The organism is Sodalis sp. dw_96, from assembly GCF_018449575.1.
GTDB lineage: Bacteria > Pseudomonadota > Gammaproteobacteria > Enterobacterales > Enterobacteriaceae > Acerihabitans.
In genome coordinates, this window is record NZ_JAAVUT010000013.1 from 76,560 (window position 1) to 102,657 (window position 26,098).

General features: G+C 54.0%; 24 protein-coding genes and 2 pseudogenes. 9 read left to right on the forward strand and 17 right to left on the reverse strand.

Annotated elements, in window-relative coordinates; translation table 11 throughout:
• The first annotated feature begins 43 nt into the window (after nucleotides 1-43).
• Nucleotides 44-1,474 carry an EmmdR/YeeO family multidrug/toxin efflux MATE transporter gene (locus HB631_RS18305; RefSeq protein WP_218627054.1) on the forward strand — a complete coding sequence of 477 codons (1,431 nt, stop codon included), beginning with the start codon at nucleotides 44-46 and terminating at the stop codon, nucleotides 1,472-1,474.
• Nucleotides 1,475-1,489: 15 nt separating this feature from the next.
• Here HB631_RS18305 and fucO read toward each other — a convergent pair whose 3' ends face one another.
• A complete protein-coding gene (gene fucO, locus HB631_RS18310) occupies nucleotides 1,490-2,641 on the reverse strand; it encodes a lactaldehyde reductase (protein WP_213992617.1) in 1,152 nt (383 codons plus the stop codon).
• Nucleotides 2,642-3,162: 521 nt separating this feature from the next.
• On the opposite strand from fucO, the gene rhaT reads away from it, so the two are divergent.
• The 4 genes from rhaT to HB631_RS18330 all read left to right on the forward strand — a co-directional run bounded on the left by rhaT (nucleotide 3,163) and on the right by HB631_RS18330 (nucleotide 8,070).
• Nucleotides 3,163-4,197 (forward strand): L-rhamnose/proton symporter RhaT, encoded by a 1,035-nt coding sequence (gene rhaT / locus HB631_RS18315; protein ID WP_213992618.1) that lies wholly within the window; start codon nucleotides 3,163-3,165, stop codon nucleotides 4,195-4,197.
• 17 nt (nucleotides 4,198-4,214) lie between these two features.
• Nucleotides 4,215-5,687 carry a rhamnulokinase gene (gene rhaB, locus HB631_RS18320; RefSeq protein WP_213992619.1) on the forward strand — a complete coding sequence of 491 codons (1,473 nt, stop codon included), beginning with the start codon at nucleotides 4,215-4,217 and terminating at the stop codon, nucleotides 5,685-5,687.
• Entirely contained in the window at nucleotides 5,684-6,955 is a 1,272-nt protein-coding gene (locus HB631_RS18325; RefSeq protein WP_213992620.1) for an L-rhamnose isomerase, read from the forward strand. Before rhaB ends, HB631_RS18325 begins: the two co-directional genes overlap by 4 nt.
• 344 nt (nucleotides 6,956-7,299) lie before the next feature.
• Nucleotides 7,300-8,070, forward strand: coding sequence for a hypothetical protein (locus tag HB631_RS18330; protein WP_213992621.1), 771 nt, complete (start codon nucleotides 7,300-7,302; stop codon nucleotides 8,068-8,070).
• 32 nt (nucleotides 8,071-8,102) lie between these two features.
• Here HB631_RS18330 and HB631_RS18335 read toward each other — a convergent pair whose 3' ends face one another.
• The 9 genes and pseudogenes from HB631_RS18335 to HB631_RS18380 form a co-directional block, all read right to left on the reverse strand.
• Nucleotides 8,103-8,780 carry a dihydrofolate reductase family protein gene (locus HB631_RS18335; RefSeq protein ID WP_213992622.1) on the reverse strand — a complete coding sequence of 226 codons (678 nt, stop codon included), beginning with the start codon at nucleotides 8,778-8,780 and terminating at the stop codon, nucleotides 8,103-8,105.
• Nucleotides 8,777-8,956 carry a hypothetical protein gene (locus HB631_RS18340; protein ID WP_213992623.1) on the reverse strand — a complete coding sequence of 60 codons (180 nt, stop codon included), beginning with the start codon at nucleotides 8,954-8,956 and terminating at the stop codon, nucleotides 8,777-8,779. Before HB631_RS18340 ends, HB631_RS18335 begins: the two co-directional genes overlap by 4 nt.
• A 104-nt stretch (nucleotides 8,957-9,060) precedes the next feature.
• Nucleotides 9,061-9,180, reverse strand: a pseudogene (locus tag HB631_RS18345) (DUF29 family protein); the annotation flags it as partial.
• Nucleotides 9,181-9,298: 118 nt separating this feature from the next.
• Nucleotides 9,299-9,487, reverse strand: coding sequence for a hypothetical protein (locus HB631_RS18350; protein ID WP_213992625.1), 189 nt, complete (start codon nucleotides 9,485-9,487; stop codon nucleotides 9,299-9,301).
• A gap of 89 nt (nucleotides 9,488-9,576) precedes the next feature.
• Nucleotides 9,577-9,684 (reverse strand): annotated as a pseudogene (locus HB631_RS18355) (ash family protein); the annotation flags it as partial.
• Nucleotides 9,685-10,025: 341 nt separating this feature from the next.
• Nucleotides 10,026-11,111, reverse strand: a complete 1,086-nt coding sequence (locus HB631_RS18365) for an aldo/keto reductase (protein WP_213992628.1) — start codon at nucleotides 11,109-11,111, stop codon at nucleotides 10,026-10,028.
• A 150-nt stretch (nucleotides 11,112-11,261) separates the two neighbouring features.
• Nucleotides 11,262-12,572 carry an ATP-binding protein gene (locus HB631_RS18370; RefSeq protein ID WP_213992629.1) on the reverse strand — a complete coding sequence of 437 codons (1,311 nt, stop codon included), beginning with the start codon at nucleotides 12,570-12,572 and terminating at the stop codon, nucleotides 11,262-11,264.
• On the reverse strand, nucleotides 12,569-13,288 hold the full coding sequence (locus HB631_RS18375; protein WP_213992630.1) for a response regulator: 720 nt from the start codon (nucleotides 13,286-13,288) through the stop codon (nucleotides 12,569-12,571). The genes HB631_RS18370 and HB631_RS18375 overlap by 4 nt, the downstream gene beginning before the upstream one ends.
• Nucleotides 13,289-13,499: 211 nt before the next feature.
• Entirely contained in the window at nucleotides 13,500-13,913 is a 414-nt protein-coding gene (locus tag HB631_RS18380) for a helix-turn-helix domain-containing protein (RefSeq protein ID WP_213992631.1), read from the reverse strand.
• A 327-nt stretch (nucleotides 13,914-14,240) separates the two neighbouring features.
• On the opposite strand from HB631_RS18380, the gene HB631_RS18385 reads away from it, so the two are divergent.
• Complete coding sequence (locus tag HB631_RS18385; protein ID WP_213992632.1) at nucleotides 14,241-15,362, forward strand: NADH:flavin oxidoreductase; 1,122 nt, start codon at nucleotides 14,241-14,243, stop codon at nucleotides 15,360-15,362.
• A 399-nt stretch (nucleotides 15,363-15,761) separates the two neighbouring features.
• On the opposite strand, the gene HB631_RS18390 is transcribed toward HB631_RS18385, so the two are convergent.
• The 3 genes from HB631_RS18390 to HB631_RS18400 all read right to left on the reverse strand — a co-directional run bounded on the left by HB631_RS18390 (nucleotide 15,762) and on the right by HB631_RS18400 (nucleotide 17,713).
• Nucleotides 15,762-16,631 carry an aldo/keto reductase gene (locus HB631_RS18390; protein WP_213992633.1) on the reverse strand — a complete coding sequence of 290 codons (870 nt, stop codon included), beginning with the start codon at nucleotides 16,629-16,631 and terminating at the stop codon, nucleotides 15,762-15,764.
• 351 nt (nucleotides 16,632-16,982) lie between these two features.
• Complete coding sequence (locus HB631_RS18395; protein WP_213992634.1) at nucleotides 16,983-17,150, reverse strand: DUF1427 family protein; 168 nt, start codon at nucleotides 17,148-17,150, stop codon at nucleotides 16,983-16,985.
• A gap of 14 nt (nucleotides 17,151-17,164) precedes the next feature.
• A complete protein-coding gene (locus HB631_RS18400; protein ID WP_213992635.1) occupies nucleotides 17,165-17,713 on the reverse strand; it encodes an NADPH-dependent FMN reductase in 549 nt (182 codons plus the stop codon).
• 116 nt (nucleotides 17,714-17,829) lie between these two features.
• Here HB631_RS18400 and HB631_RS18405 point away from each other — a divergent pair, with 116 nt between their 5' ends.
• Nucleotides 17,830-18,582, forward strand: coding sequence for a helix-turn-helix transcriptional regulator (locus HB631_RS18405; RefSeq protein ID WP_213992636.1), 753 nt, complete (start codon nucleotides 17,830-17,832; stop codon nucleotides 18,580-18,582).
• Nucleotides 18,583-18,677: 95 nt separating this feature from the next.
• On the opposite strand, the gene HB631_RS18410 is transcribed toward HB631_RS18405, so the two are convergent.
• From HB631_RS18410 to HB631_RS18420, 3 genes are all read right to left on the reverse strand, one after another.
• Nucleotides 18,678-19,181 carry a hypothetical protein gene (locus HB631_RS18410; protein WP_213992637.1) on the reverse strand — a complete coding sequence of 168 codons (504 nt, stop codon included), beginning with the start codon at nucleotides 19,179-19,181 and terminating at the stop codon, nucleotides 18,678-18,680.
• A gap of 232 nt (nucleotides 19,182-19,413) precedes the next feature.
• On the reverse strand, nucleotides 19,414-20,037 hold the full coding sequence (locus HB631_RS18415; RefSeq protein WP_213992638.1) for a hypothetical protein: 624 nt from the start codon (nucleotides 20,035-20,037) through the stop codon (nucleotides 19,414-19,416).
• Between the two features lie 61 nt (nucleotides 20,038-20,098).
• Nucleotides 20,099-20,674 carry a hypothetical protein gene (locus tag HB631_RS18420; protein WP_213992639.1) on the reverse strand — a complete coding sequence of 192 codons (576 nt, stop codon included), beginning with the start codon at nucleotides 20,672-20,674 and terminating at the stop codon, nucleotides 20,099-20,101.
• A gap of 283 nt (nucleotides 20,675-20,957) precedes the next feature.
• On the opposite strand from HB631_RS18420, the gene HB631_RS18425 reads away from it, so the two are divergent.
• A complete protein-coding gene (locus HB631_RS18425; RefSeq protein ID WP_213992640.1) occupies nucleotides 20,958-22,580 on the forward strand; it encodes an alpha-glucosidase in 1,623 nt (540 codons plus the stop codon).
• A gap of 13 nt (nucleotides 22,581-22,593) precedes the next feature.
• On the opposite strand, the gene HB631_RS18430 is transcribed toward HB631_RS18425, so the two are convergent.
• Nucleotides 22,594-24,624: a glycoside hydrolase family 31 protein gene (locus tag HB631_RS18430; protein ID WP_213992641.1), complete on the reverse strand. Its 2,031-nt coding sequence runs from the start codon at nucleotides 24,622-24,624 to the stop codon at nucleotides 22,594-22,596.
• Nucleotides 24,625-24,846: 222 nt separating this feature from the next.
• On the opposite strand from HB631_RS18430, the gene HB631_RS18435 reads away from it, so the two are divergent.
• Nucleotides 24,847-25,758, forward strand: a complete 912-nt coding sequence (locus HB631_RS18435; protein ID WP_213992642.1) for a LysR substrate-binding domain-containing protein — start codon at nucleotides 24,847-24,849, stop codon at nucleotides 25,756-25,758.
• Nucleotides 25,759-26,098 lie beyond the last annotated feature (340 nt).

Here is a 26,098-nt window from a genome sequence, read left to right on the forward strand (position 1 = left end):
ATGACGACCTCCCGCTTCCCTTAGCCGTAAGACCGGAATTATCTTGGTAAATTACAGTGTTTTTTTCACGGAAAAGCTTAAACATGCCACTTGGTATCAAAAGCGGCATTCAAATCTGGTCCTGTTGAACCGTGAAGTCATACCGCTGGCCGTGCCAATCCTGATTGAAAATCTGTGTGTCTTGCTGATGGGCGTGCTAAGCACTTTTTTGGTGAGCTGGCTGGGTAAGGAATCGGTGGCCGCCGTGGGCATGGCGGACAGCTTCAATATGGTCATCCTGTCGTTTTTTGCCGCCGTCGACCTGGGCACCACCGTGGTGGTGGCCTTTAATCTGGGAAAACGTAACCGAAAACAGGCCCGTACCGCCGCCCGCCAATCCATTACGCTGTTGACACTGGTCTCGGTATTAATCGCTTTGCTGATTGAATTTACCGGCCCGTGGATTATTGATTTGATTGCCAATCAGGCCGATCCCATGGTGAAGACCCTGGCCCTCAGTTATTTGCGGGTGACGGTGTGGAGCTATCCGGCCGCCGCCATTGCCCTGATTGGCTGCGGCGCCCTGCGCGGCGCCGGCAATACCAAACTGCCGATGGTCGTTAATATCGGTATGAACATTATCAATATTATCATCAGCAGCGTTTTGATTTACGGCAGTTTTTCCTGGCACGGGCTGGGGTTTGTCGGCGCGGGTCTCGGGCTGACCATTTCCCGTTATATTGGCGCCGCCATGGTGTTGATGGTACTGAGGTCCGAACTTAATCACGCCCTCCGGTTACCGCTGAAGAGCTATTTCACCACGCTTAATCCGGCGGTATTGCTTGATGTGCTGAGCATCGGCCTGCCCGCCAGCATCGAGTCGGTGCTGTTCAACGGCGGCAAACTGATTACGCAGTGTTTTGTCGCCGGGATGGGTACCGCGGTGATTGCCGGTAATTTTATCGCGTTCTCCATCGTGTCCTTGATTAACCTGCCCGGCAATGCGTTAGGCTCCACTTCCACCATTATTGTCGGTACCCGGCTGGGCAAAGGTCAGATCTTTCAATCAGTACGTCAGCTGAAGTTTATCTTTGGGCTGTCCAATGTCGGCGTCTGTTTATTAGGCTTGCTATCGATACCTCTCGCCGGACTGTTGGCGGCCTTCTACACCAATGATCCTGACGTTATCCGGGTGGTGAAGCACCTGGTCTGGCTGAATGCCCTGTTTATACCGTTCTGGTCCGCCTCCTGGGTCTTGCCGGCCGGCTTGAAGGGCGCCAGGGATGCGCGCTATACCATGTATATATCCATGCTGGGTATGTGGGGATGCCGGATTGTCGCCGGCTATACGCTGGGCATCATTCTGGGATGGGGCGTTAACGGCGTTTGGATGGGGATGTTTCTCGACTGGATCGTGCGGGCGGCGTTCTTTTATCGCCGCATGGAAAGCGGCCGCTGGCTGTGGCGCTATACCACGCCCAAGATTGCCGGTTAGCCGCTGTGCCTTTGCTTAATAAATGGCCTGATAGAGCTGCTTGATCTCGGCGACGCTGGTCTGGCGGGGGTTGCCGCCGGTACAGACATCATCGAACGCCGCCTGCGCCAGCGCCGGAATATCCTGCTCCTTCACGCCTACGTCCCTAAGACGCGGCGGGATGCCTACATCCTTGCACAGTGTCTTCACCGCGTTTACCGCCGCCAGACGAGCCTGTTCCAAGGGTTGGGTCTTGGCCTCCGGATGACCCATCGCCACGGCGATAGCCCGGAATTTTTCGCCGGTGTAAGCGGCGTTGTATTCCATGATATGGGGCAGCAATATGGCGTTGGCCACGCCATGGGGCGTGTTATAAAAGGCCCCCAGCGGATGTGCCATGCCGTGTACCAGTCCAAGCCCCACGTTTGAGAATCCCATGCCCGCCACGTATTGTCCGAGGGCCATATCGTCCACGCCCTGCGCATCGCCTTTGACCGACGCCCGCAGCGAGCGGGAGATAATCTCAATCGCCTTGATATGGAACATATCGGTCAATTCCCAGGCGGCCAACGTGGTGTAGCCTTCGATGGCATGTGTCAGCGCATCCACACCGGTGGCGGCCTTGAGGGAGGCCGGCATACTGGCCATCATATCCGGATCGATAACCGCCACCAGCGGAATATCATGGGGATCCACGCAAACAAACTTGCGGCGGTTTTCCTCATCGGTAATAACATAATTGATGGTCACTTCCGCCGCGGTGCCGGCGGTGGTGGGAATGGCGATAATGGGTACGCAGGGCTTCAGAGTGGCGGCCACGCCCTCCAGGCTGCGGACATCGGCAAATGACGGATTATTGATGATGATGCCGATAGCCTTGCTGGTGTCCTGCGGCGAACCGCCGCCGATGGCAATCAGATAATCCGCCTGGGCGGCTTTATATGCGGCCACGCCGCGTTTGACCACGCTGATGGTGGGATTCGGCACTACTTCATCGAACACTGAGAACGGTAGGCCGGCCTCATCCAGCAGCGCGGTGATCCGGGTCGCTATTTTTACCCGCACCAGCTCTTTATCGGTCACGATCAACGCTTTTTTATAACCGTGGGCCTTCGCCTCGTCAATAATATGGGAAATAGCTCCGCGGCCAAAATAGGCGGTTTGATTCAAAATCATTCGGTTAGTCATGAGAATTACCTTGACGTAATTAAAAGAAATTTGCACCTTAATGTCGCTTATTATAATAATGGACGAGGATTATTACCTTCCTGTGATTGCCACTTGCCGATGGAAACTGGCAATTTAATGAAGAGGCCAATCTCTTTATTTTCCTGCCGACTCATGACATTGCGCGGAGAGCAATGGCGTCAGGATGTTTCTATCTGATTTAATTATAAAAAATGACCTGTCGGCCCGTCAATATCTCTGTTTTTAAAGCATTTCAAGGATTATTTGTGATTCATTTTTTCATTCATTCCGCCGGTAAAGCCTCTGCGAATATTCTCTTTAAATAAATCATATGATGAATTTGTGATTCAGATCACTCGTTTCTTACGCTGTTTGCCATTCTTGCAAGAAAAATGGCATTGTCAAGAAGGCCATATTCTGTAGAGCTTTTAATATAAATAGACTTCTGTAACCGCAGTTTTAATTTAGCTCTCTTTTATCTCTTACCGAAAGAGGTCCTATTTTTTAAAGGAATTCTTCAAATGGGTAGTTCAATTATTCTCGGCATTTTTTGGCATTTCGTGGGTGCCGCTTCTGCCGCCTGTTTTTATGCACCCTTCAAGCAGGTCCGGCGCTGGAGCTGGGAAACCATGTGGTCGCTGGGAGGGTTCTTCTCCTGGATAGTTTTGCCTTGGACGGTCAGCGCCATTCTGCTGCCGGATTTCTGGGGTTATTACAGTTCTTTCTCAATGTCCACGCTGCTGCCGGTGTTTCTGTTCGGCGCCATGTGGGGCATCGGTAATATCAATTATGGCCTGACCATGCGCTATCTCGGCATGTCCATGGGTATCGGTATCGCCATCGGTATCACCCTGATAGTCGGCACCTTGATGACCCCCATCATTCAGGGTAAATTCGGCGCCCTGATCCATTCCAGCGGCGGCCAAATTACACTGCTGGGGGTTTTTGTCGCCTTGATAGGCGTCGGCATCGTCAGCTATGCCGGCATGATGAAGGAGCGGGCGCAGGGCATCAGCACCCAGGAGTTCAACCTGAAGAAGGGGCTGGTGCTGGCGGTGATGTGCGGCATTTTTTCCGCCGGCATGTCCTTTGCCATGGATGCGGCCCTGCCCATGCATGAAGCGGCGAAAAATGCCGGCATCAGCCCGCTGTATGTCGCCCTGCCGAGTTACGTGGTGATTATGGGCGGCGGCGCGATCGTCAATCTGGCTTTTTGCTTTTTCCGGCTGGCCACCAAACCCCAACTTTCGCTGAAGGCCGATTTATCCCTGGCTAAACCCTTGCTGCTTGCCAACGCCCTGTTCTCCATTCTCGGCGGCGTAATGTGGTATCTGCAATTCTTCTTTTACGCCTGGGGGCAGGCCAATATTCCGGTTCAATATCACTATGTCAGTTGGATGCTGCATATGAGCTTCTATGTCCTGTGCGGCGGCATTGTGGGACTGGTGCTGAAAGAGTGGAGCGGTGTGGGCAAAAAACCGGTGCGCCGGTTATGCCTCGGTGCGCTGGTGATTATCCTGGCGGCCAATATTGTCGGTCTCGGTATCGCGTCCTGAGATAGGAGATAGCACTGATGACTATACGTAACCTTGCCGCGGTGGATCTCGGCGCCTCAAGTGGAAGGGTGATGCTGGCAAGCTGGCAGCCCGAGACACATACCCTGGGCATCAAGGAAATACATCGGTTCGACAACGGCTTCAAACCGGTGGCCGGCCATGACTGCTGGGATTTGGATGCGCTGGAACGGGAAATACTCACCGGCCTCACCCTGCTTGGCAATAACGTCTTCCCCCTGGACGGTATCGGCATCGATACCTGGGGAGTGGATTATGTCCTGCTGGATGAACAGGGCGCGCGGGTCGGTGAGGCGGTTTCCTATCGCGACCACCGCACCGATGGCGTGATGGCGAAGGTCATCGCCGAATTGGGGCAAAAATCCCTTTATCGGCATACCGGCATCCAGTTTTTACCCTTTAACACCCTCTATCAGTTAAAAGCCCTGTGCGCCCAGCAACCGGAGATTATCCCCCGGGTGGCGCATTTTCTGATGATCCCGGATTATTTCACCTATCGCCTGACCGGCAAGATGAACCGGGAGTATACCAACGCCAGTACCACCCAGATGCTTAATCTGCAAAACGGCGATTGGGATCAGGGACTGCTCGACTACCTCGGCATTCCGCGTCGCTGGTTCGGCACGCCGCGCTTACCCGGCAATACGGTGGGGGAATGGACAGGTCCTTCCGGGCGTGGGGTGCCGGTGATCGCCGTGGCCAGCCACGACACCGCCAGCGCGGTGGTGGCCTCGCCGCTGAAGGATCGGCATAGCGCCTATCTGAGTTCCGGCACCTGGTCGCTGATGGGATTTGAAAGCGATGTTCCCTATAACAGCGAACAGGCGCGGGCCGCCAATATCACCAATGAGGGCGGGGTCAGCGGCACTTACCGGGTATTGAAAAATATCATGGGTCTCTGGCTGCTCCAGCGCATTTGCCGAGAGCAAAACATTACCGATTTGCCGGCGTTGATTGCCCGGGCGGCCGGGGAACCTCCTTTTGCCAGTCTGATCAATCCCAACGACGATGGATTCCTGAATCCACCGTCCATGGTGGAAGCCATTCGCACCGCATGCCGGGAAACCGGCCAGCCGGTTCCGCAAACCGACGCGGCGCTGGCCCGTACCGTCCTGGACAGCCTGGCATTGTGTTACCGCCGGGTCCTACAGGAATTAAGCCAGCTGCGCGGCGCCAAGCTCAATCATCTCTATATCGTCGGCGGCGGCTGCCAAAACCAATTACTCGATCAGCTCTGCGCGGATATTTGCCAGATTCCGGTCACTGCCGGCCCGGTGGAAGCCACCACGCTGGGTAATGTCGGCTGCCAACTCATGACGTTGGGGGACGTGCCCGATCTCGCCTGCTGGCGCCGCATTGTGGAACGCAGCTTCCCGCCGCGTCATTTTTCACCCCGTCGGGTTCCCGAGCTTGCCGCTATTTGGCAACGGTTTAAGGAAATCTGTCATTTTCAACAGGAAACAGCAAAATGAATAACTCTCCCGAACAAGCCTGGCTGCTGGCGAAACAGCGTTTTTCCGATGTGAATGTCGATGCCGAGGCGGCATTAAAATTCCTGGATACCCTGCCGGTTTCTATGCACTGCTGGCAAGGAGACGACGTCACGGGCTTTGAAAATCCGGAAGGTTCGCTTACCGGCGGCATTCAAGCCACCGGCAACTATCCGGGCAAGGCGCGCAACGCCGCCGAGCTGCGGGCGGATCTGGAACAGGCTTTCAAACTGATCCCGGGGCCTAAACGCCTCAACCTGCATGCCATCTATCTTGAAGCCGAAGGCAAGGTTGAACGTAACGAAATCGAACCGAAACACTTCAGCGGCTGGGTTGAATGGGCGCGTCGGAATCAGCTCGGACTGGATTTCAATCCCACCTGTTTTTCCCATCCCCTCAGCGCCGACGGCTTTACCCTGTCTAATGCCGATAAAGGCATTCGTCAGTTCTGGATCGAGCATTGCCAGGCCAGTCGCCGAATTTCGGCCTATTTCGGCCGTGAGCTGGGCACCGCTTCCGTGATGAATATCTGGGTACCGGACGGCATGAAGGATATGACCATAGACCGGCTGGCGCCGCGCCAGCGGCTGCTGGAGTCGCTGGATGCCGTCATCGCGGAAAAAATCGACGCCAAATACCATATCGATGCGGTGGAGAGCAAACTCTTCGGCATCGGCGCCGAAAGCTATACCGTGGGTTCCAGTGAGTTCTTCCTGGGATACGCCACCAGCCGCGGCACCGCCTTATGCCTTGACGCCGGACATTTCCATCCCACCGAGGTCATTTCCGACAAGATTACCAGCGCCATGCTGTTTGTCCCCCGTCTGCTGCTGCATGTCAGCCGTCCGGTACGCTGGGACAGCGATCACGTCGTGCTGCTGGACGACGAAACCCAGGCCATCGCCAATGAAATCGTGCGCAACAAGTTTTTTGATCGGGTGCATATCGGCCTGGATTTCTTTGATGCGTCCATTAACCGCATCGCCGCCTGGGTCATCGGTACCCGCAATATGAAAAAAGCGCTGCTGCGCGCCCTGCTGGAACCCACCGAACAGTTGCGCCAGCTGGAACAACAGGGAGACTATACCGCCCGCCTGGCCCTGCTGGAGGAGCAGAAATCCCTGCCGTGGCCAGCGGTGTGGGATCGTTATTGCCAGTGGCATGACACGCCGGTGGGCGGCGACTGGCTGTCGGCGGTACGTCGATATGAAACGTCTGTGCTGCCGCGCCGTGGGGGGAATAACGCATAGCGCGTTATAAAATCTTGGCATTTCCCGTTCCGTTGGCCTGTTGCCGGCGGAACGGAGCCTGGTTACCGCCAACACCTGCCATCTATATCTTCATTCGTATCAGTCCGATTTCAACCAAATAGGTAAGTCCCGCCGTTTTATGGATTTGAGTGATAATGGCCGCTATGATGAAGCCGGATGTTTTATTCTTGAGTTTATTTATTTCAAATAAATACACATAGATTCGATTAATATCTTACTGCATCATTGGCGGGGCTTATACTATGGACAATGTGAATGGTTATAATGTTTTATGTAATATACAGCTTATTCCACGCAATACTGAAACTAATAATGAAATTATAATGAAAATTTTAAAAAATATTTCAAATAGATATTTTCAGCTTTGCAATAAAGATAAAGCTTATAATTTCTACGAAATTGATGAGATGTTGCTTAAAATACAGAACGGGGATAAAACCGATAATAAAAATCCCCAAGAGATTCAAGAGATTTGCGAAGTGTTAAGTCAAAAAGAAAAAGATGCTTTTGATATTTTAAAATATTACAAAACTCTGGCGGAAAAAACTTCCGCCAGCGAAGGTTTTCCCTGGAACGGCCGGATAATTGATTACTCCACTTTACGGCAAAGCCTGGCGGAAGAAATCGTTGTTAAAGAAGTGAGGGTCAAGGTTTTTGATCAGCTTGGTGAATTATTCTTCTGCGCCATATTATCTGATGATGACAAAGCCACTATTTATCGGTCCTGCATGCGGTTTCTTGAGGCCCTGACGCTTTGCCTATACTCGGACAAGGTCTTTGCCGCCAGGGCCTGTGTGGAGGAGCTTGGAAGAATGTTTGAATTTGATGTTGATAATTTGCCGGAGCTCACGGATGTTTGCAATGGCGCATGCCTGCGCAAGGTCTTGCTGCCTTTTTTGGAACAGGGCTATGGAATTATTTTCCGAAAAACTTATTGTCTGGTGGAGGACGAAATCAGATATTTGCTTACTCTCAAAGGCGCTTTTGCCGAAATTGCCAAAGTGGTGGAACAACATTACGGCAGTCTCGACCAAGTTAAAGAGCATGGCATTCATGTCCCCGACTGTTTTTTCAGCTATGATCTGCTGGATTAACAGGCGGGAGCATACGACAAGCCGCCGGCCTGTCAGGATTTGATATAGCGCAGCCATACGCCGTCATGGTCGGTTTTTTCCACCGAGGCAAGCTTCATATAGGCGGGTTGTTGCCAGGCGTCCACCGGGATATCGAACGAGGCGGCATGGCCGGTACGGCCGTCCACGATGGGAACAATCAGCACGCTGACTTCGTCCACCAGTCCGGCGTTGACAAACGCGCCGCAGACGTGGCCGCCGCCCTCGACAATCAGCCTTTTCACACCCAGCTCCCGGGCCAGGGTTTCCACCACCGCCGTCAAATCAAGCTCGGTCTCGCCGCCGAACAGGTACGACACACCGATGGATTGAAGGTAGGCCAGGTAATCATCGCTTACCTGTTCCGTAAGAACCTCGATAACATGGGAATTAAGGGCGGTATTGCGTTGCCAGCCCACCCGTCCCTTGGGATCGATGGAAATGGCGTATTGATCGGCGTCGCGCACGGCGAAAACGTCGGTGCGGGGCAGCGGCGCTTTTGCCAGTCCTTTTGGATAATCGATACTGTGGGCCACTTCCTGCATGGTCACCCGGCCGCAAATCCAGCCGTCGGCCTTAAAGCTGGCGGCGGTGGATTCATAAAGATCGCCGGTGTATTTCAAGTTCCAGCCATCGGTAAGGCTGCGGCCGTCGATGGCCGACAGCATATGGCATATGATATAAGGCTTCATTTTTTATACCCTTCATCTTTCCAATTGCGACTCATAACAGCCTGTGCTTGCTTTTTAAGGGCGGCGATGTCACGTAATGTCAACACACTATTACCGCTACGCTCGCCGCTCTCGATAGCCTGACGCAACGCTTTGATGTGATACTCTTTGAATGTCGCGCTGGTTGTTCCTGCCATGAGTCACTCTTGTGTTAATTATTATCAGATTTAAAACGAGATAATGTTTATACGACGCAGTACAAATTACCAACCCACTGAAATCATTCCGGATAAAACGCCGCGATCGACTCAATTTCCGCCAGCAGATTTTTGGTATCCAGCTCAGCGAGACGGCCTGAACGCAATAAATCTGCCTGTTCCTGAGTCCACCCATATAATTCGCTGTCATAACGGGTTGTCATAGTTACTCCCCTGAATTTCAGGTTATCCTGCGGATAACCTGAGTTTGTCAGAGAAAAACTCGCCAGTCAAAACCGGCGCATCGTTGTTAAATTAATCGATATTCCGGTGGTCCAATGATTAATGCAGAACCACCGAATCTTCGACGATCTCCCCATCCAAGGTTCGGTCCAACAGATCCAGCCGTTCACTTAGGATATACAGCAGCAGTTCTTTGACCACCGGATGTGGTATTTCAACGGCGGCATAGGCCAGCGCACGGCAATGATCGACGATTTCTTCTACATTGAGAGGTGCGAAATCATACATGATTCACCCCCGAGATAAGGTGAGTGTGCCGCGAACGAGTAGGGATAAAAAAAGTAGCCATAGACAGCCCCTATAGTGATGGAGAGTCAGCTACCACCAGAGACGCTAACCTCAGGGGTGGTAGCCCAGACGGAGTTAGCGTTACCGGTCACTATAGCCGGCGCTTCTTGCGAAGCCCCCGCCTGGGCCACCATTGCAGGTATGCGCAGACACGACTTGATTGTACTGCATTATCAAGATTAGTGATGGCCGGAACGCTAATTCCGGCTGCGGATTTTGCCGCAGCGGATGGACTATACCTTAGCCATTTCATTCAAAGCAACCCCTGGAATAACAAGAATAAATCAGGAAAGTTAATTCACAACCCGCCTCGCAATTCTCTACATAGGCCTTTGTGAAAGAGGCAGATGAAATGCAATATAGGCCAACCCATAAAAATGCTGCTTTTGAGCTGAACACAGCATCAAATCAGTAAGCGCGTCCAAACGTTATGGGCGCGCTCACTTAGCCATTATACAACCAGCGTTTCTATAGGGGATTAATACCGCTGTTCATCGTTCTCCGGAGACAGCGGGAAAGCCTCGGCCGGGCGGCCGTTCACCGTGGTGCCGCCCTGGAAAACGGTGGGCGCGACACCGTTGATCCAGTCTATGAAGGTCTCCGGCGGCGCCGAAAGCCGGGAAAGCTCAGCGACTTCCTCATCGCTCAGCCGTACCTCCAGCGCGGACAGATTGGCTTCCAGCTGATCCAACCGGCGAGCGCCGATAATGGATGCGGCAACACCCGGGCGCGACTGTACCCAGGCCAGGGCAACCGCAGCCGGCGTGGCGCCGTGCGCGGCGGCAATGGCGATTAACGCATCGATAATGGCGTATTCACGATCGCCCAGCGTGTCGGCTTTGCTGTCGCTGCGGCCTCCCTGGGCGACGGAACGGTTATCACGCCGGTATTTGCCGGCCAAGATTCCCCCCGCCAGCGGCGACCAGGGTATTACTCCCAGCCCCAGCTCAAGGGCCATGGGAATCAGTTCATCTTCCACAGTCCGCTGCAACAATGAGTATTCAATCTGCAACGCAATCAGCGGGGACCAGCCGCGAAACTGGGCCAGGGTTTGCGCCTGGGCCACTTTCCAGGCCGGGGTGTCGGAAAAACCGATGTAGCGCACTTTGCCGCTGGCTACCAGGCTATCCATGGCGCGCATGGTTTCCTCAATCGGCGTAAAGGCATCCCAGGCGTGCTGCCAGTAAAGATCGATATACTCAGTGTTCAAGCGGCGCAACGACTGTTCGCATGAGGCAATGATGGTTTTTGCGCTGCATCCGCCGCCGTTGGGATCGCCCCGATACATATTGCCGGAAAATTTGGTGGCCAGCACCACCCGATCGCGCCGGCTGCCGTCGCGGGCGAAGAAATCGCCGATGATTTTCTCTGAATGGCCTTTGGTGTACATATTGGCGGTATCGATAAAGTTGCCGCCGCGCTCAAGAAATTTTGCCAGAATGGCCTCGGATTCGTTAACCGAGGATCCCCAGCCCCAATCTTCGCCAAAGGTCATGGTGCCGAGGCAAAGGGGGCTGATTCGCAGGCCGGAGCGGCCAAGTGTAAGATAAGCGTCGAGAGACATAAAAGGCTCCTGTTATGCATGGGGTGCACTGATGCACGCTTGTTCAGGATTGAATCATCCCTTTTATGCCGGCGGCATACCATGCCTAATCGTCCGTTTTTCATGCGCGATCGTGCGGAATCGACATCTCTTTGAGCGAATGCAAGGCGGTTATTCGCTGGAGGGAAGGGTAAAGGCCAATAAGGCTTCCAGGCCGCCGCCGGTGCGGCGACGTAACGTCAGCGTACCCTGGTGCTGTTGCGCGATTTGTTCGGCAATGGCCAGACCCAGCCCTGAACCTCCTTGGGGCCGGTCTTGGCTTTTTCCGCGATTAAAGGGAGATTTTATCTGCTCCAGCTCTGCGTCGGACACCGCCGGACCGCGATCGCGAACGGCGATAAAGACCCGGTTATCTTGGGGCCAGCAGGCGATTTCCAATTCGCGTTGTCCGTATTTAACCGCGTTGCCCATGAGGTTCATGAGCAAGCGCATCATGGCCACAGGGCGGTAATCAAACTTCTCTACCGGCGCCAGGTTGAGGATGAATTCCTGTCCCAATCCGGCGAAATCCTGCGCCAGTTCTTTAATTAATCGGGTGATATCGCCATCACATAAAGGCTCATCGGCGCTGCCTCGGGCGAAATCGATAAATTGCTGCAGGATGTTGTCTATATCATCGAAATAACGACCGAAACCCTCTTCATTATTCGGACCCTGTATTGCCTGCATGGCCAGCGCCAGCCGCAGTTTGGTCAGCGGGGTACGAATATCATGAGAGATACCCGCCAGGATGGTGGTGCGATTGGCTTCGAACTCAATCAACCGTTCTATCATGTTATTAAACGTTTTACTGACGGCGGCGATTTCACTGGGCCCATCCACAGAGAGCGGCTCAGGCCATTTCCCCGCGCCGACGGATTGCGCGGCCAGCGCCAGCGAGGTCAGCGGCCGGTTAATGCGCAGATGAATGGCATACACCAACAGCAGGGCCAGCAGGGATAATCCGAAGGAGAGCAATAGGGTGCTCATGATGCCGATGCCTGGTACCGCCTGTATTGCGGGTAAGGTAATCCAATAGGGCTCGCCCGCCACGTTAACCTGTACCCATAAATGCCGCTCCGGCAAGGTCTGCCAGCTTAGGTGCATGTTGGCGGGTAAATAGGAGTACAGGCGTTTTAAAAAAAGGGCGCCTTCATATCCCCGCCACGGCGTGGACGGTAATTTGCTGAAGGTTTTTTCCGGCAAAACGGCAGAGCCATTGACGCGTTGGATAAATTCCGCTCGTTGATCGGAAGGCACTTTGGCCAGCACATTGTCAAGGGTGATGATTTGCGAGGCGATTAGCTGCGCTATATTGTCTATGCGCGGTTTCTGCACGAAAAACACAAATACCGTGATCGAGGAAATGTTAGTAATAAATACCAATAAAATCAATAATAAACAATTACGTCCCAACAGCGAGCGGGGCCATGACAGGTTCATTGTTCGCTGTCCGCCAGCAGGATATAACCCATGCCCCAAATGGTCTTTACCCAACGAGGGTTGGAGGGATCGGCTTCCAGGATTTGGCGCAGACGCAATACCTGAACGTCCACACTGCGATCCAGGGCTTTATACTCCCGGCCCCTGGCCCTGGTCAGTAAATTTTCCCGGCTGACGGGGCGATTGGGTGTACTGGCCAAGGCCATTAACAAGCTGGTTTCGGCGGTATTCAGCGTCACTATTTCATCGTGCTTATACAGCGTGCGGCGGGGAATATCCAAACAGAAGGGACCAAATGTCACCTGTTGCGGCAACTGCGGCGTTTCGCCCCGTGCTATCTGCTCGCGGCGCAATATTGCGCGAATCCTGGCCACGAGTTCCTGCGGCAAAAAGGGCTTGGCCAGATAGTCATCCGCCCCCGTCTCCAGACCGATGACGCGGTCGATGGGATCGCCCCGGGCGGTGAGCATGAGAATGGGTATGGTTTGCCCCTCGCCGCGCAGGCGGCGGCACACGGATAATCCGTCTTCCGGCACCATCATCAGGTCCAGTATCAAGAGATCGTAATGTTCTCTTTGTAGATAGCGATCCAGCAACGTACTGTTGGCGACGGTGCGCACGTCAAATCCCTGCGCGGTCAGATAACGCTTCAGCATGGCACGCAATTCATTTTCATCATCCAGGATAATGATTTTATTATATAAAACCGGTGTCATTTCGTGTTTCCGCCGCTGAGGATCTCCTGAAAGGAATGTCATTAGACAATATTCGGCAACGGATGACAAGATTGCCGGGTACTGTCTGATATTGAGAAATAGCCCACTGCAAGTACCCGGATTTTCTCAAAAAAAATCATACATCGCTAATAATGCGCGGGAGGATTTCATTGGTTTTGCCCGCGATGACATTGTTTGACATCAGCTATTATCAGTTATTACGATCGAATGCCTCGCGAGCCCGTTCCACTTCGGGTAGATAATCGACGGTCCAGTCGTACAGTGCCTGAAAAGGCTGTTTCAAGGTATGCCCCAACGGGGTAATGCGATACTCAACCGCAATGGGCGAGGCGGTAATGACGCGCCGCGCTACGATGCCGTTGCGTTCCAGGCGCCGTAAGCTCTGCGTCAGCGCCTTTTGTGTGATGCCTTCGAGGCGGCGCTTGATGACATTAAAACGCAGCGGCTCGGCACACAGTGCGGCAAGTATCAGCACCGACCATTTATCCGCTATCTGATCCAGCAATAAGCGGCTCGGGCAATCCGCCACCGTAAAGACCTGATCCCGGGTCTCCGGTGCGGCGATAGTCTCGGGACAGCTCCTTGGGGTTTTAACCTCCGCCATAGGCATTTCCACCACCGACTTCGCGGAGCCGCGGTCCTCGGACGCGACATTTTGTGCTCTGGGACCCTCAGGAGGCGGTACGCCAGGCACCACGTTTTGTGTTGTGCGCTCCTCAGGAGATCGTACAGCGGGCACCACGTTTTGCACTATGCGGTCCGCAGGGAGGCGTGCTTCGGACGCAGCGTTTTGCGCTATGCCGCCCGCGGGGTGTTGAACTTCGGACATGGTGGTTTCCTATTGGCTACCTGGTAGCGTTAAAGTGCCTGATTGACTCGAGGTATACATAATATACCATCAAAGCCTTATCGTTAATCGGAGCTTATATTTATGAACGCACCGCAAGTGGACATTCTGTTCCAGCCTTTTCGGGTAAAATCGTTAGCGTTGAAAAACCGTATCGTTATGGCCCCCATGACCCGCTCCTTCTCTCCGAAAGGTGTGCCGGGAGAGAATGTCGCCGCCTATTACCGCCGCCGGGCCGAGGCCGAGGTGGGGCTGATTCTTTCAGAGGGCACGGCTATTGATCGGCCGGCGTCCAAAAACGATCCGCAAGTGCCGTTCTTTCATGGTAAGGAGGCGCTGGCGGGGTGGCAGCGGGTTATCGATGAAGTCCACGCCGCCGGGGGCAAAATGGGCCCGCAGCTCTGGCACGTGGGAGCGGTGGCCAGTTTTCAGACCGAGTGGGTGCCCGATGTTCCGGTTGAAAGCCCGTCGGGCCTGGCGGCGCCGGGAGTGCCACGTGGCGGGATCATGAGCGACGAGGCCATTGCCGACACCCTTGCCGCCTATAGCCGGGCGGCGGCCGATGCCAAGCGGCTGGGCTTCGATACTTTTGAGATCCATGGCGCCCATGGTTATTTGATTGACCAGTTCTTCTGGTCCGCCACCAATCTGCGCAAGGATCGTTTCGGTGGCGCCACGATAAAAGAGCGCGCCCGTTTTGCCGCTGAAGTCTTGAAGGAGATGCGCGCTGCTGTGGGTCCCGACTATCCCATTATTCTGCGGGTCAGCCAGTGGAAACAACAGGAATACACCGCCAGGCTTGCTGAAACGCCCGATGCCATGGCCGAATGGCTGGTGCCCTTGGTGGAAGCGGGCGCGGATGTGCTGCATTGCTCCCAGCGGCGTTTCTGGGAACCGGAGTTCCCGGATCAGGACGGCACAAACGGGCTGAACTTCGCCGGCTGGGCTAAGAAATTAACCGGCGCCGCCACCATCAGCGTAGGCTCGGTGGGATTGTCGGGGGATTTCCTCGGCAGCTTTGGCGGCGAAAATTCCAGTCCGGTGGGACTGGATAATCTGATTCAGCGTATGGAACGGGACGAGTTTGATCTTATTGCCGTTGGCCGGGCACTGATCACCGAGCCGCGCTGGGTGGCGAAGGTGCGCACCGGGGACACCGACGACATGCCGGATTTCAGCCCGGCGGCGCTGGGTGAGTTATTTTAGGCGAAAGGGCGCATCGAACTATCTCGCTGCACGTTCGGTGATCGCGGGCTTACCGTGCTATGGGGCGCTCGGTCGGGCAGAGAAACCATGCCCGATTCGACCCCATCAGCACGGTTTCCCTTTAACACGTTCGTTGCACGATCGGCGATAGCGGGCTTACCGTGCTATGGGGCGCTCGGTCGGGCAGAAAAACCATGCCCGATTCGACCCCATCAGCACGGTTTCCCTTTAACACACTCGTTGCACGTCCGAAGAACGCGGGCCGCGCCATGAGGCTACTCCGGCGGGCGGAAAAACCACGCCCGCTTCGACCTCATTGGCACAGTCTCCCTTTAACACAGGATCGCTGCACGTTCAGCGATCAGGACCTTATCGTGCCATGGGGTAATACAATAGGCTTTATTGCTGCTGCTTGCGTCCCTGCTGGTCGAGCTGCGCGAACTCTTCATCGGTCAAAGTCACGTTCGCCGCCGCCACGTTTTCTTCCAAATGCTTCACGCTGCTGGTGCCGGGGATCGGCAGCATAACCGGGCTGCGTTTCAGTATCCATGCCAGGGCGATTTGGCTGGGAGTCGCCCCTTTTTGTTTGGCCAGCGTATCCAGCAGGGAGCCGGGCTTGGCTAAGCTGCCTGAGGCCAGGGGGAACCAGGGAATAAAGCCGATAGTATTTTCGGTACAATAGTCGAGCACCGCTTCATGGGTACGCGTCACCAGATTGTACATATTCTGCACCGATACCACCGGGAAGAATTTTTGTGCCGCTTTAATTTGCGGAACATCCACTTCGCTTAATCCCACGTGGCGGATCAAACCCTCTTTTTGCAGCTGCGCGATGGCGCCGAACTGCTCATCCGCCGGCACTTTCCCATCGATGCGATGCAGCTGCCACAGGCCGATTTGTTCGATACCCAGTTTACGCAGGCTCATCAATACGGCCTGGCGCAAATACTCCGGACGTCCCACCGGTTGCCAGATGTTCGGTCCGTGACGAGTCAGGCCGCCTTTGGTGGCAATTAGCAGTCCTTTATAAGGATGGAGCGCTTCATGAATCAGCTGTTCGCTGACGTCGGGGCCATAACTGTCGGCGGTATCGATAAAGTTGACACCCAGTTCAGGCAAACGGCGCAGGGTGGCGAGACAGGCTTCTCTGTCTGCCGGTTCCCCCCAGATACCCTCCCCGGTGATGCGCATCGCGCCAAAACCCAGACGGTTAATGGTGAAATCCCCAAGCTTGAATTGACCTGATGCGGCGGCGTTAATCGTACTCATGATGTGTTCCTTATGATGGGAAAGAGGAATAGCTCAAAACGGCCCGAAACAGCGGCGGAGATAAAGATTCACAACGAGCGGTTTACTCTAAATGTAGCTTGCGCCATCGTTACCACAGGGTGAGGCGAGAAATCATTGGTGGATTTTACATTCAACGGCGCCCCGCCATGCCCGGTCTTTAAGACCGGGCATGGCGGCGTTACGGAATGATACTAGCTCTCCGGGAGGGATGGGGAATGACAATGTGTGCCGTGTCAGATTTTTTTGAGTAAATGAAGGATGACAATGAATGTCCTGGCCGAACCTTTCAGGCGTGAGGGGGATGCCATGACCACGCCTTCCTTAGCGGCTTCAGCTAAAAAAACGTGATCTGACGACGTTAAATATCACGCTGCCGAGAAATACCCCGGCCGCGCCCATAATGCCGGTGAGTGTCGGCGGGGCGGGCAGGGGCAATTTCAGCCAGGTAAAAAAGACCCCCACGGATACGCCGGCCCCCAGCGCATACAATAGCTGCATATTGAGCCTCCGGCTTATTTAACGACGGAGGCCAGGAAATTGTCGAGCATCCGTTGGGTAAAGGTCAGCGTCGCCGCATCGGTGAGTTTGCCCTCCGTCACCTTGGCGCTGATATTCCCCATGGCGATTTCAGGCAGGGGCGGCAGAACGCATAACATGGAAGCCAGAGTTTCCCGAAGCTGCAGTTGCGCGCGTACCCCTCCGAGCATCCCTTCGGACAGGGTGAGGAAAAACACCGGCTTGTTGACCATGCCGCTTTTGAACGCCGGACGCGACAGCCAGTCCAACGCATTTTTCAGTGCCCCGGGAATACCGTGATTATATTCCGGGGACACGATTATTACGGCGTCGCAGGCCGCCACCTCGCGGCGTATCTCAATGACGCTTTCAGGCAGATGGCTGAGTTCAAGGTCATGGTTATAAAAAGGCAGTTCACCGATATCGCCGATGCTCATTTGACTGCCCGCCGGCAGCATTTCCGCCAATGTATTCAGAACACCTCTGCTATAGGCATGTTCCCGCAAACTGCCCGCCATGCCGAAAATCCGCAATGATCTGCTCATGTAAACTCCTTATAGGATAATGATAGGTCTCGTTATCAAACACGTAAGATGTCATTATTACAGATTCCTGTTGAAATAATTCTGCTGAACAGACAAAACAGTTTGAGGTGACGACAATGTCAGAGCCACTGCCGCTGCGGGGGGAACATGTGATTCATGAGAAGGGCACGCGTATGGCCTATCATCAGCATCCCACCGCGCAGCTTACCCAGGTCATCAAAGGAACGCTGTCGGTCCAAACCGATGAGGGTTTACGTCTGGTTCCCCCCGGGCGGGCTGTCTGGATAACCAACGGATTGCCCCATAGCGTTTATTACAGTGAATCGTCCGAAATCATCAATTGCTTTATTTCGGCGGATCATGCCGGCCGCGTGCAGTCCATGTGCCGGACTTTCACCATCACGGCGCTGTTAAAAGCACTATTGGACGAGGTGGTGGATTTTTCCCGGCCCGGTCGGGATAACGGCGATGCCGAGACTATTCTTTCATTGATAATTCACCAGCTCAATGTGATGAACAAGCGCATGGATCTGTTTATCTCTTACGGGCAGGACCGCCGGTTAAGAAGCGCAATTGATATGACGAGAGAATTTCCCGGAGAAAATTATTCACTTAAACAACTGGCCGACGGGGCCGGCTGCAGCGAAAGGACCATTTCCCGGCTGTTTATCAAGGAAACGGGAATGAATTATCTGCATTGGCGCGATCGCTATCGGGTTATTTGCGCGGTGGAACGGATGTCCCGCGGTTTTAGCGTAACACGGGTGGCGCTGGATTTGGGATACCGGGGCGCTAACAATTTTTCCACCATGTTTTCCCGGGTTATGGGGATGCCGCCCAAACGCTATATGGCGTCGATTCAATTCTAATGCTCCAGGACCTGGTCTGGCTTTTCAAGAAATGCGTGTGGGAAAGATGCATTATTAATAAATGTTCTCTGCATTATTATGAAGGGTTGATTCTTTCAGCTCTCACTATTATTTATCGTTAGCCAATGGTTCAGGGCGACAGAATACATCGCCCCGGTGAGGCTGCCGAGGCCCATGCCCACGGTCCCGCCTATGATGAATAAGATATTCTTGTGATCGGCATAAAAATCGGGACGATTGCTGATCTTAACACACTGCCTGAGAACCATCGCAGCCGACAATCCGGTGATGATTCCGCCCAATGCGCCATAATTCAAGCCCAGATGAATGATTTCTTTGGGCGAGGCATTTGGCCCCGGCTCACCCAGCGCCAGAAAGTTGTTTAAATCATAGACGGCATTGGTGATGGCTTTACCGCTGATATAGGTCGTGGCTGCCATAAGTACACCGCAGGAAATGCCGATTATGCAGGATTGTACCAGCGATGGGGCGGTATTGGATACTGCTTGAATGCGTGTGCTCATATCAGCATTGGTTTCGGAAAGAAGCGCTGTCATGGGGATATAATCATACCTTCGTGAACTATTATCAATGAACATATTTTTCCTTATAATATTATTAAAATAAAAAGGTAAGATACGATTTAATTATATATCAATGGCTGTTTTTTTTTCTACAAAAAACTTCAGCATGGGCCTGAATCTGACTTAATAAGTATTGGCACTTATTGAATCTAAAATATTCCACATGGATTGATGGGGTTGGCGGAAGGATGTCAGGACCGCTTTTTAGCGGCCTCATGCGGCGCAATCCTTCTCGCGCAGAATGGAGTTATTTGTTAAAACTCCCTTCGTTGATAATGACAGGCGGATGACCATAACAGATCAATTGCATATCATCTACATTATGAACTTGCTGCAGGTAAATAGCATACAGCATGCCGGCAATGCCGCCGAACGATAGCCCCATGGCCGCGCACATGCTCAAAAGGTGCTTCTTGACGTGATCATACTCTTCGCCGATGTTTGTGAAATCAATATATCTCCTGATAATAGCCGCTGCCGCCAATCCGGTAATGACGCCGCCGGATAAGCCATATTTCAGGCCCGCGCTCATTACCTCGGCATGAGTCTGTGGGGATATGGTTTCGCAAGGCGCCAGCAAGTCGTTTATATCATCGACAGCGGATGAGATTAATTTGGCGCCGACATAGGTGGCGGTCGACATGAGCGCGCCGCAGGCTAAATAGGTCCGGCAGGCAGAATCTCGCCACAGGGGGGCGTTGGACACGCGTTGAATAATAACACCTAGGCCGCGTTTTCTTTCTGATAAAAATGTCTTTTCGACGGTAGGGATTTCATCATTTTTTATTGGGTTGGAATCAATGTGCATATTTTTCTCGATAGTGTTTAGTGAATCTGGCTTTTCCAAAACAAAAAAGGCAGAGAGCATCAATAAGCACTCTATAGCCTTTTAGTCATTATCGTCTCTCTCGCGTATGATGGCGGCAAGGGGATTAATCATCAATCATTAACTTATTATTATAATTTGCATGGTTATGGCCATTTGCATGGTAATGATATTTTGCATGGTTATGAAAATCTGCATAATCCAGATGTTCTGAAATGGAATACACCGAGCCGACTATGCCGCCGACTACCAGCCCTATGACCCCGCTTATGCCCACCAATAAGTCTCTGTAATCATCATAATATTGAGAGCGGTTGCTGATTTTACTGCAATGATTGAGCAATAGCGCCGTTGATAGACCGGTAACGACTCCGCCCGCGGAGCCATAACATATACCCATACATATCAGTTCGTTAAAAACGTGACGGGACTGTGCTTCCGAGTGATGCAGCGACTGGTTTAAACTATTGACGGCGGAGGAGATAGCCGAGCAGCTGAGATAGGTGGGCAAGGCCATGATTGCACCGCCCGCTATGCCGGTCACCCAAGAGAACGCTCGCGGCAGGGCGGCGTTGGACGCGCGTCGGAAAGACGTACCCATGCCATTGTTTCTTTCGGGTGAAGGCCGAGTTGTAGAAGAAAAGAAATATTGATTGATATTTGAAGAATAATAGATAGTCATATTTATTCTCTGCAATTTATTGAAAATTGAATAGAGTAAGTTTTTTATGGCCGTTATCTTGTGTTCAGAAGAAACTTATCATCTGCGAAATCTGAATCGCTAAATTCCCTTCACCTGTTGAGCGTATGTTAATATATAAAGCAGCGTGGATTGTTGGATAATTCCGCGTGGCAACGCCGCCAGGTGGATTTCATCTGGCACAATCCCTTTTCCTGCGATATACCTTACCCAAGGTAATAACCATAAGGCGGGCCCGCTCGTCGGGCGGCACAAGGGCTTAGTTATGCATAAACAGGATATCTGGTGGCATCATTCGTCGGTTTATCAAATTTATCCCCGTAGTTTTTGTGATAGCGACGGCGATGGAATCGGCGATCTGCCCGGTATCCGGTCCAAGCTGGATTATCTGGCTTTGCTGGGGGTGGACGTGCTGTGGCTGTGCCCGGTTTATGCCTCCCCCAACGATGACAACGGTTATGATATCGCCGATTATGGCCGGATTATGGAAGAGTTCGGCACCATGGCGGATATGGAACTGCTGATAGCCGAGGCGGATAAGCGCGGCATGAAAATCATGATGGACATTGTCGCCAATCACACCAGCGATGAGCATCAGTGGTTTATCGAAGCCCGGAAATCAACGGATAACCCTTATCGAGATTATTATATCTGGGCCAAACAGCCCAATGATTTGTCATCCACGTTCGGCGGCAGCGCCTGGCAGTATGAAGCGGAAACCGGTGAATATTATCTGCATCTTTTTAGCAAAAAACAGCCGGATTTAAACTGGCGCAATCCCCGGGTGCGTCAGGAAATCGCGGATATTCTGATCTTTTGGCTGGATAAAGGCATCGGCGGTTTTCGGTTCGATGTTATTGATCTGATTGGCAAGGTTCCGGACCAGGGGATTACCGCCAATGGCCCCAGGCTGCACGATTATGTCCGTGAGCTGAATGAAAAAAGCTTCGGCCCCCGTAATGTGCTGACGGTAGGGGAGTCCTGGACGGCGACGCCGGAAACCGGCCTGCTGTGGAGTACCCCGGCCCGGCATGAGCTAAGCATGATTTTCCAGTTCGGCCATCTTACCTTGGATCAGAAGCTGCCAGGCGGAGAAAAATGGGACCTCGCTCCCTATTCCCTGCTTGATCTGAAGTCGGTTTTAAGCCGGTGGCAAACCGCGTTGCACGATAAGGGCTGGAACAGCCTGTTCTGGAATAATCACGATACCCCGCGGGCGGTGTCCCGATTCGGCGATGAAGGTGAATTCCGGGTGGAAAGCGCCAAAATGCTGGCCACGGTGATGTACGGCATGTCCGGAACGCCCTTTATTTACCAGGGGGAGGAAATCGGCATGACCAATGTCCGCTTTACCGATATGGCCGACTACCGTGATATCGAGACTCTTAACCTGTACCGAGATCGGCTGGCGGCGGGACATGGCGCGGATAGCATCATGGCTTCTATTTATGCCAAAGGGCGGGATAACGGCCGTACGCCCATGCAGTGGAACAGCGGGGAGCATGCCGGTTTCAGCAGCGCCGCGCCTTGGATCAAGGTGAACCCTAACTATCCTGAGATCAATGTCGATGCGGCTTTAAAGGATCCTCACTCGCTGATTCATTATTACCGCCGTTTGATAGCCCTGCGTAAAACCGCCCGGTGGCTGGTTTACGGTAGCTATGAACTGTTGTTGCCCCGGCATGAACAGCTGTTTGCTTATGTGCGTGAGTATGATAATCGGCGGTATCTGGTCTTCGGTAATTTCAGCCATCAGACCCTCAACGTCAATCCGGCGGACCTGCGGATCTCACCCGAGGCGGCCAGCATGCTGCACAATTATGCCGAACCGCCCCTGCTGGGGCGGGGGGTTATTCGGCCCTGGGAAGGCGGCATTATCAGCCTGTAAGGGCTTATGGAGGTCAATCCAGCACCGTCGTATCGCCCCGCACAAATACGGGAATGGTTTCAAGGGGGGTAGCCACCTCTATCCACTTGCCGCCGGGCCGGCTTTGCTCGGTCAATAAATCCCGCCAGCGTTGGCCGGCGGGCAGATAGACTCGCCGCGACTGCATGCCCTGGGCCAGAACCGGCGCCACCAGGATATCCGGGCCGAACATATACTGATCCTCTATGTCCCAGCAGGGCGGGTCGTCGGGGAAATCATAAAATAGCGGCCGCATAACCGGCGTGCCCTTCTGATGGGCCGCCACCATCTGGCGATGGATATAGGGTCGCAGACGTTCACGGATGCCCAGCCAGTGGGACATGATCCGTTCATTTTCCTCGCCGAAGCTCCAAAGCTCATTAGGGGAACCGCTGTTGCATTGCTCAATGCCGTCGCGATACATCTCCGGCGGCGGGATCTCCGGTTCCCGGCACCCGTGCAGGCGGCATACCGGGCAGAATACTCCCCATTGGAACCAGCGGATTAATAATTCCCGAAAGCCGGGATCGTCATGTCTGCCGCCCTGGAAGCCGCCGATGTCGGTGGTCCACCAGGGGATACCTGCCAGCCCCATGTTCAATCCCGCCACCACCTGGTTATGCAGGGCATGAAACGATGAGTGAATATCGCCGGACCAGGCCAGCACGCCGAAACGCTGGCTGCCGGCCCAGGCACAGCGAACCAGGTTGAGGATATCTTGCTGCCCCGCCTGACGCTGGCCGTCGTAGAGGCACTGGGCGAATTTTTGCGGATAGATATTGCCCACTTCCAGCGCGGTGCCCATAAAATAGCGGTAGTTGTCGAAATGGTAGGTCCGGTATTCCGGTTCCGCCATATCGAGCCAAAACCAGCGGATACCGATATCGTAATAGTTTTGTTTGATCTTTTTCCAGACATGTTCCCGCGCGCTGGGGTGGGTGGTATCAAAAAAGGTGGTGCTGCCCCGGGAATCAAGGTTGATGGGTACGCCGCGATCGCTGCGCACCAGGAAGCCTTCGGTTTCCATTTCAGTATAGCTTTCGGCGCGCTGATCCACGGTGGGCCAAATGGAGACCATCAGTTCAATGCCCATGTCCCGCAGTTTATCCACCATGGCCTTCGGATCCGGCCAGTCGATCTCGTTGAAGCGCCAGGTGCCCTGGATAGGCCAGTGGAAGGAGTCAATTACCAGCACCGACAGCGGCAGTTTGCGGCGCCGGTATTCTTCCGCCACCATCAGCACTTCATCTTGGGTACGATAGCGTAATTTCGATTGCCAGAAGCCGGTGGCGAATTCCGGCATCACCGCCACGGTGCCGGTGACCGCGGCGTACTGTTCCACCAGTTCCGCCGGACGGTCGGCGGCGGTGATCCAGTAGTCCAGTTGACTGGTGACCCGCGCCCGCCACAATGTCTGGTTGTTGGCGAAGTGCACTTCCCCTACCGCCGGATTGTTCCATAACATGCCGTAGCCGCGGCTGGACAGCATAAAGGGGACGCTGGACTGGGAGTTGCGCTGCGCCAGCTCCAGCACGCAGCCTTTCAGATCCAGCAGCGACTGCTGATATTGTCCCATGCCGAAAATCTTTTCATCCCGGTGGGCTTCGAAATATTGGGTCAGCTGATATTTACCGCCGGGGATAGGGTTGAATTCACGGGCTTCGATTTCCAGCGGACTGACGTATTTTTCTTTTTTGACGTCTCCCGTTATATCCTCGGTGGTTCTTTGTCGCCACCACTCCGCCAGCAGGAGTTCTCCGCGCCGGTTATAAAAAGCCAGCCGGCCGCGATTATCAATCTCCGCCGTGATATTACCGTGGGTGATACGCACCGCCGAGGATGTTTTTTCGATTTTTACCCGGTGGTTGTCGGGGTCAGGCAATAAGGCCCAGTCCTGTTTCAGGTCCAGCGCCGGCAGGCAGGTTGCCCGGATCCGCAGGCTGTTTTTCCCCCAGGGCTCCATCACCAAATGCTGACCGCTGGCGCGCCAGTATACCTTATGATTTTTCACCGATAAGTTTGTCATTTCCTATCCTCACAGCGCGGGCGCGCAGCCCTGTAAAGCCGGTATTCAGGCCAACGGAACGGTTACGGCTTTTTAACTATAGCAATGGGCGTAAAAAGCGGGGGAGGTCCGGGATAACTCACGTTTTTTCTGAAATCCTCTGGGGAGATCACTAATCTCTAGAACTGCCGGCCTAGTCTCTATATAACCTAATGCTAAGGCTTGCTAACCAGGCAGGGGCATATGTTAACACTGCGGCAGTTACGGCATTTTATCGCGGTGGCGGAAGCCGGTTCCATTTCCGGCGCCGCCCAGGCGACATTTGTTGCTCAGTCCTCCCTGACGCTGGCGGTACAGCAGTTGGAAGAGGAACTGACGGCGCCATTGTTCGAGCGCCATGCCAAGGGGATGACGCTGACTCACCAGGGCCATCAGTTCCTGCGGCAGGCTAACCTGATCCTGGCCACGGTGGAGAATGCCAAATTCAGCGTCCGGCAGGGGATGGAAAGCCTTAATGGCGACCTGACCCTGGGAGTGACGAGCCTGGTATCCGGTTATTTTCTGATGGATATACTCACCCGTTTTCGTTCCTGTTATCCGGGAGTCAACGTGCGGATTGTGGAGGATGAGCGGCGATATATCGAGCATTTGCTGGTTAACGGTGAGATCGATATCGGGGTATTGATACTGAGTAATCTTGAGGATCGCCACGCCCTGCAAACCGAAGTGCTGGTGCATTCCCCCTACCGTTTGTGGCTGCCGCCGCTGCATCCGCTGCTGGAGCAGGAATCTATCGCCCTGGCGGATGTCGCTCTCTATCCGCTGGTGCAGCTCAATGCCGACGAAATGGAACGGCATGCCCGTCAGATCTGGGCGAGGGCCGGCCTGCATCCCTGTATCGCGATGCGCACCGCGTCTACGGAGGCGGTGCGCAGTATGGTGGCCGCCGGGCTGGGGGTATCCATTCAGCCCGATATGGCTTATCGTCCCTGGTCGCTGGAGGGCAGCATGATCGAAGCGCGCCAGCTGTCGGATCTCAACGAGCATCTGAATGTCGGTCTGGCCTGGCGGAAGGGCAACAGCCGTCCGGAGCTGATTGCGCCGTTTCTCGCCCTGGCGCGGGAAAAAACGCCGGGCCGCAAGACGGCGGTATAATGTTCCGGCCTCATCAGCACGGTCTCCTTTTAACACGTTCGTTGCATGATCGGTGGTAGCGGGCCTACCGCGCTGTGGGGCGCTCGGTCGGGCAGAAAAAGCATGCCCGATTCGACCCCATCAGCACGGTCTCCCTTTAACACGTTCGTTGCATGATCGGTGGTAGCGGGCCTACCGCGCTGTGGGGCGCTCGGTCGGGCGGAAAAACCACGCCCGATTCGACCCCATCAGCACGGTCTCCCTTTAACACGTTCGTTGCATGATCGGTGGTAGCGGGCCTACCGCGCTGTGGGGCGCTCGGTCAGGCAGAAAAACCATGCCCGATTCGACCCCATCAGCA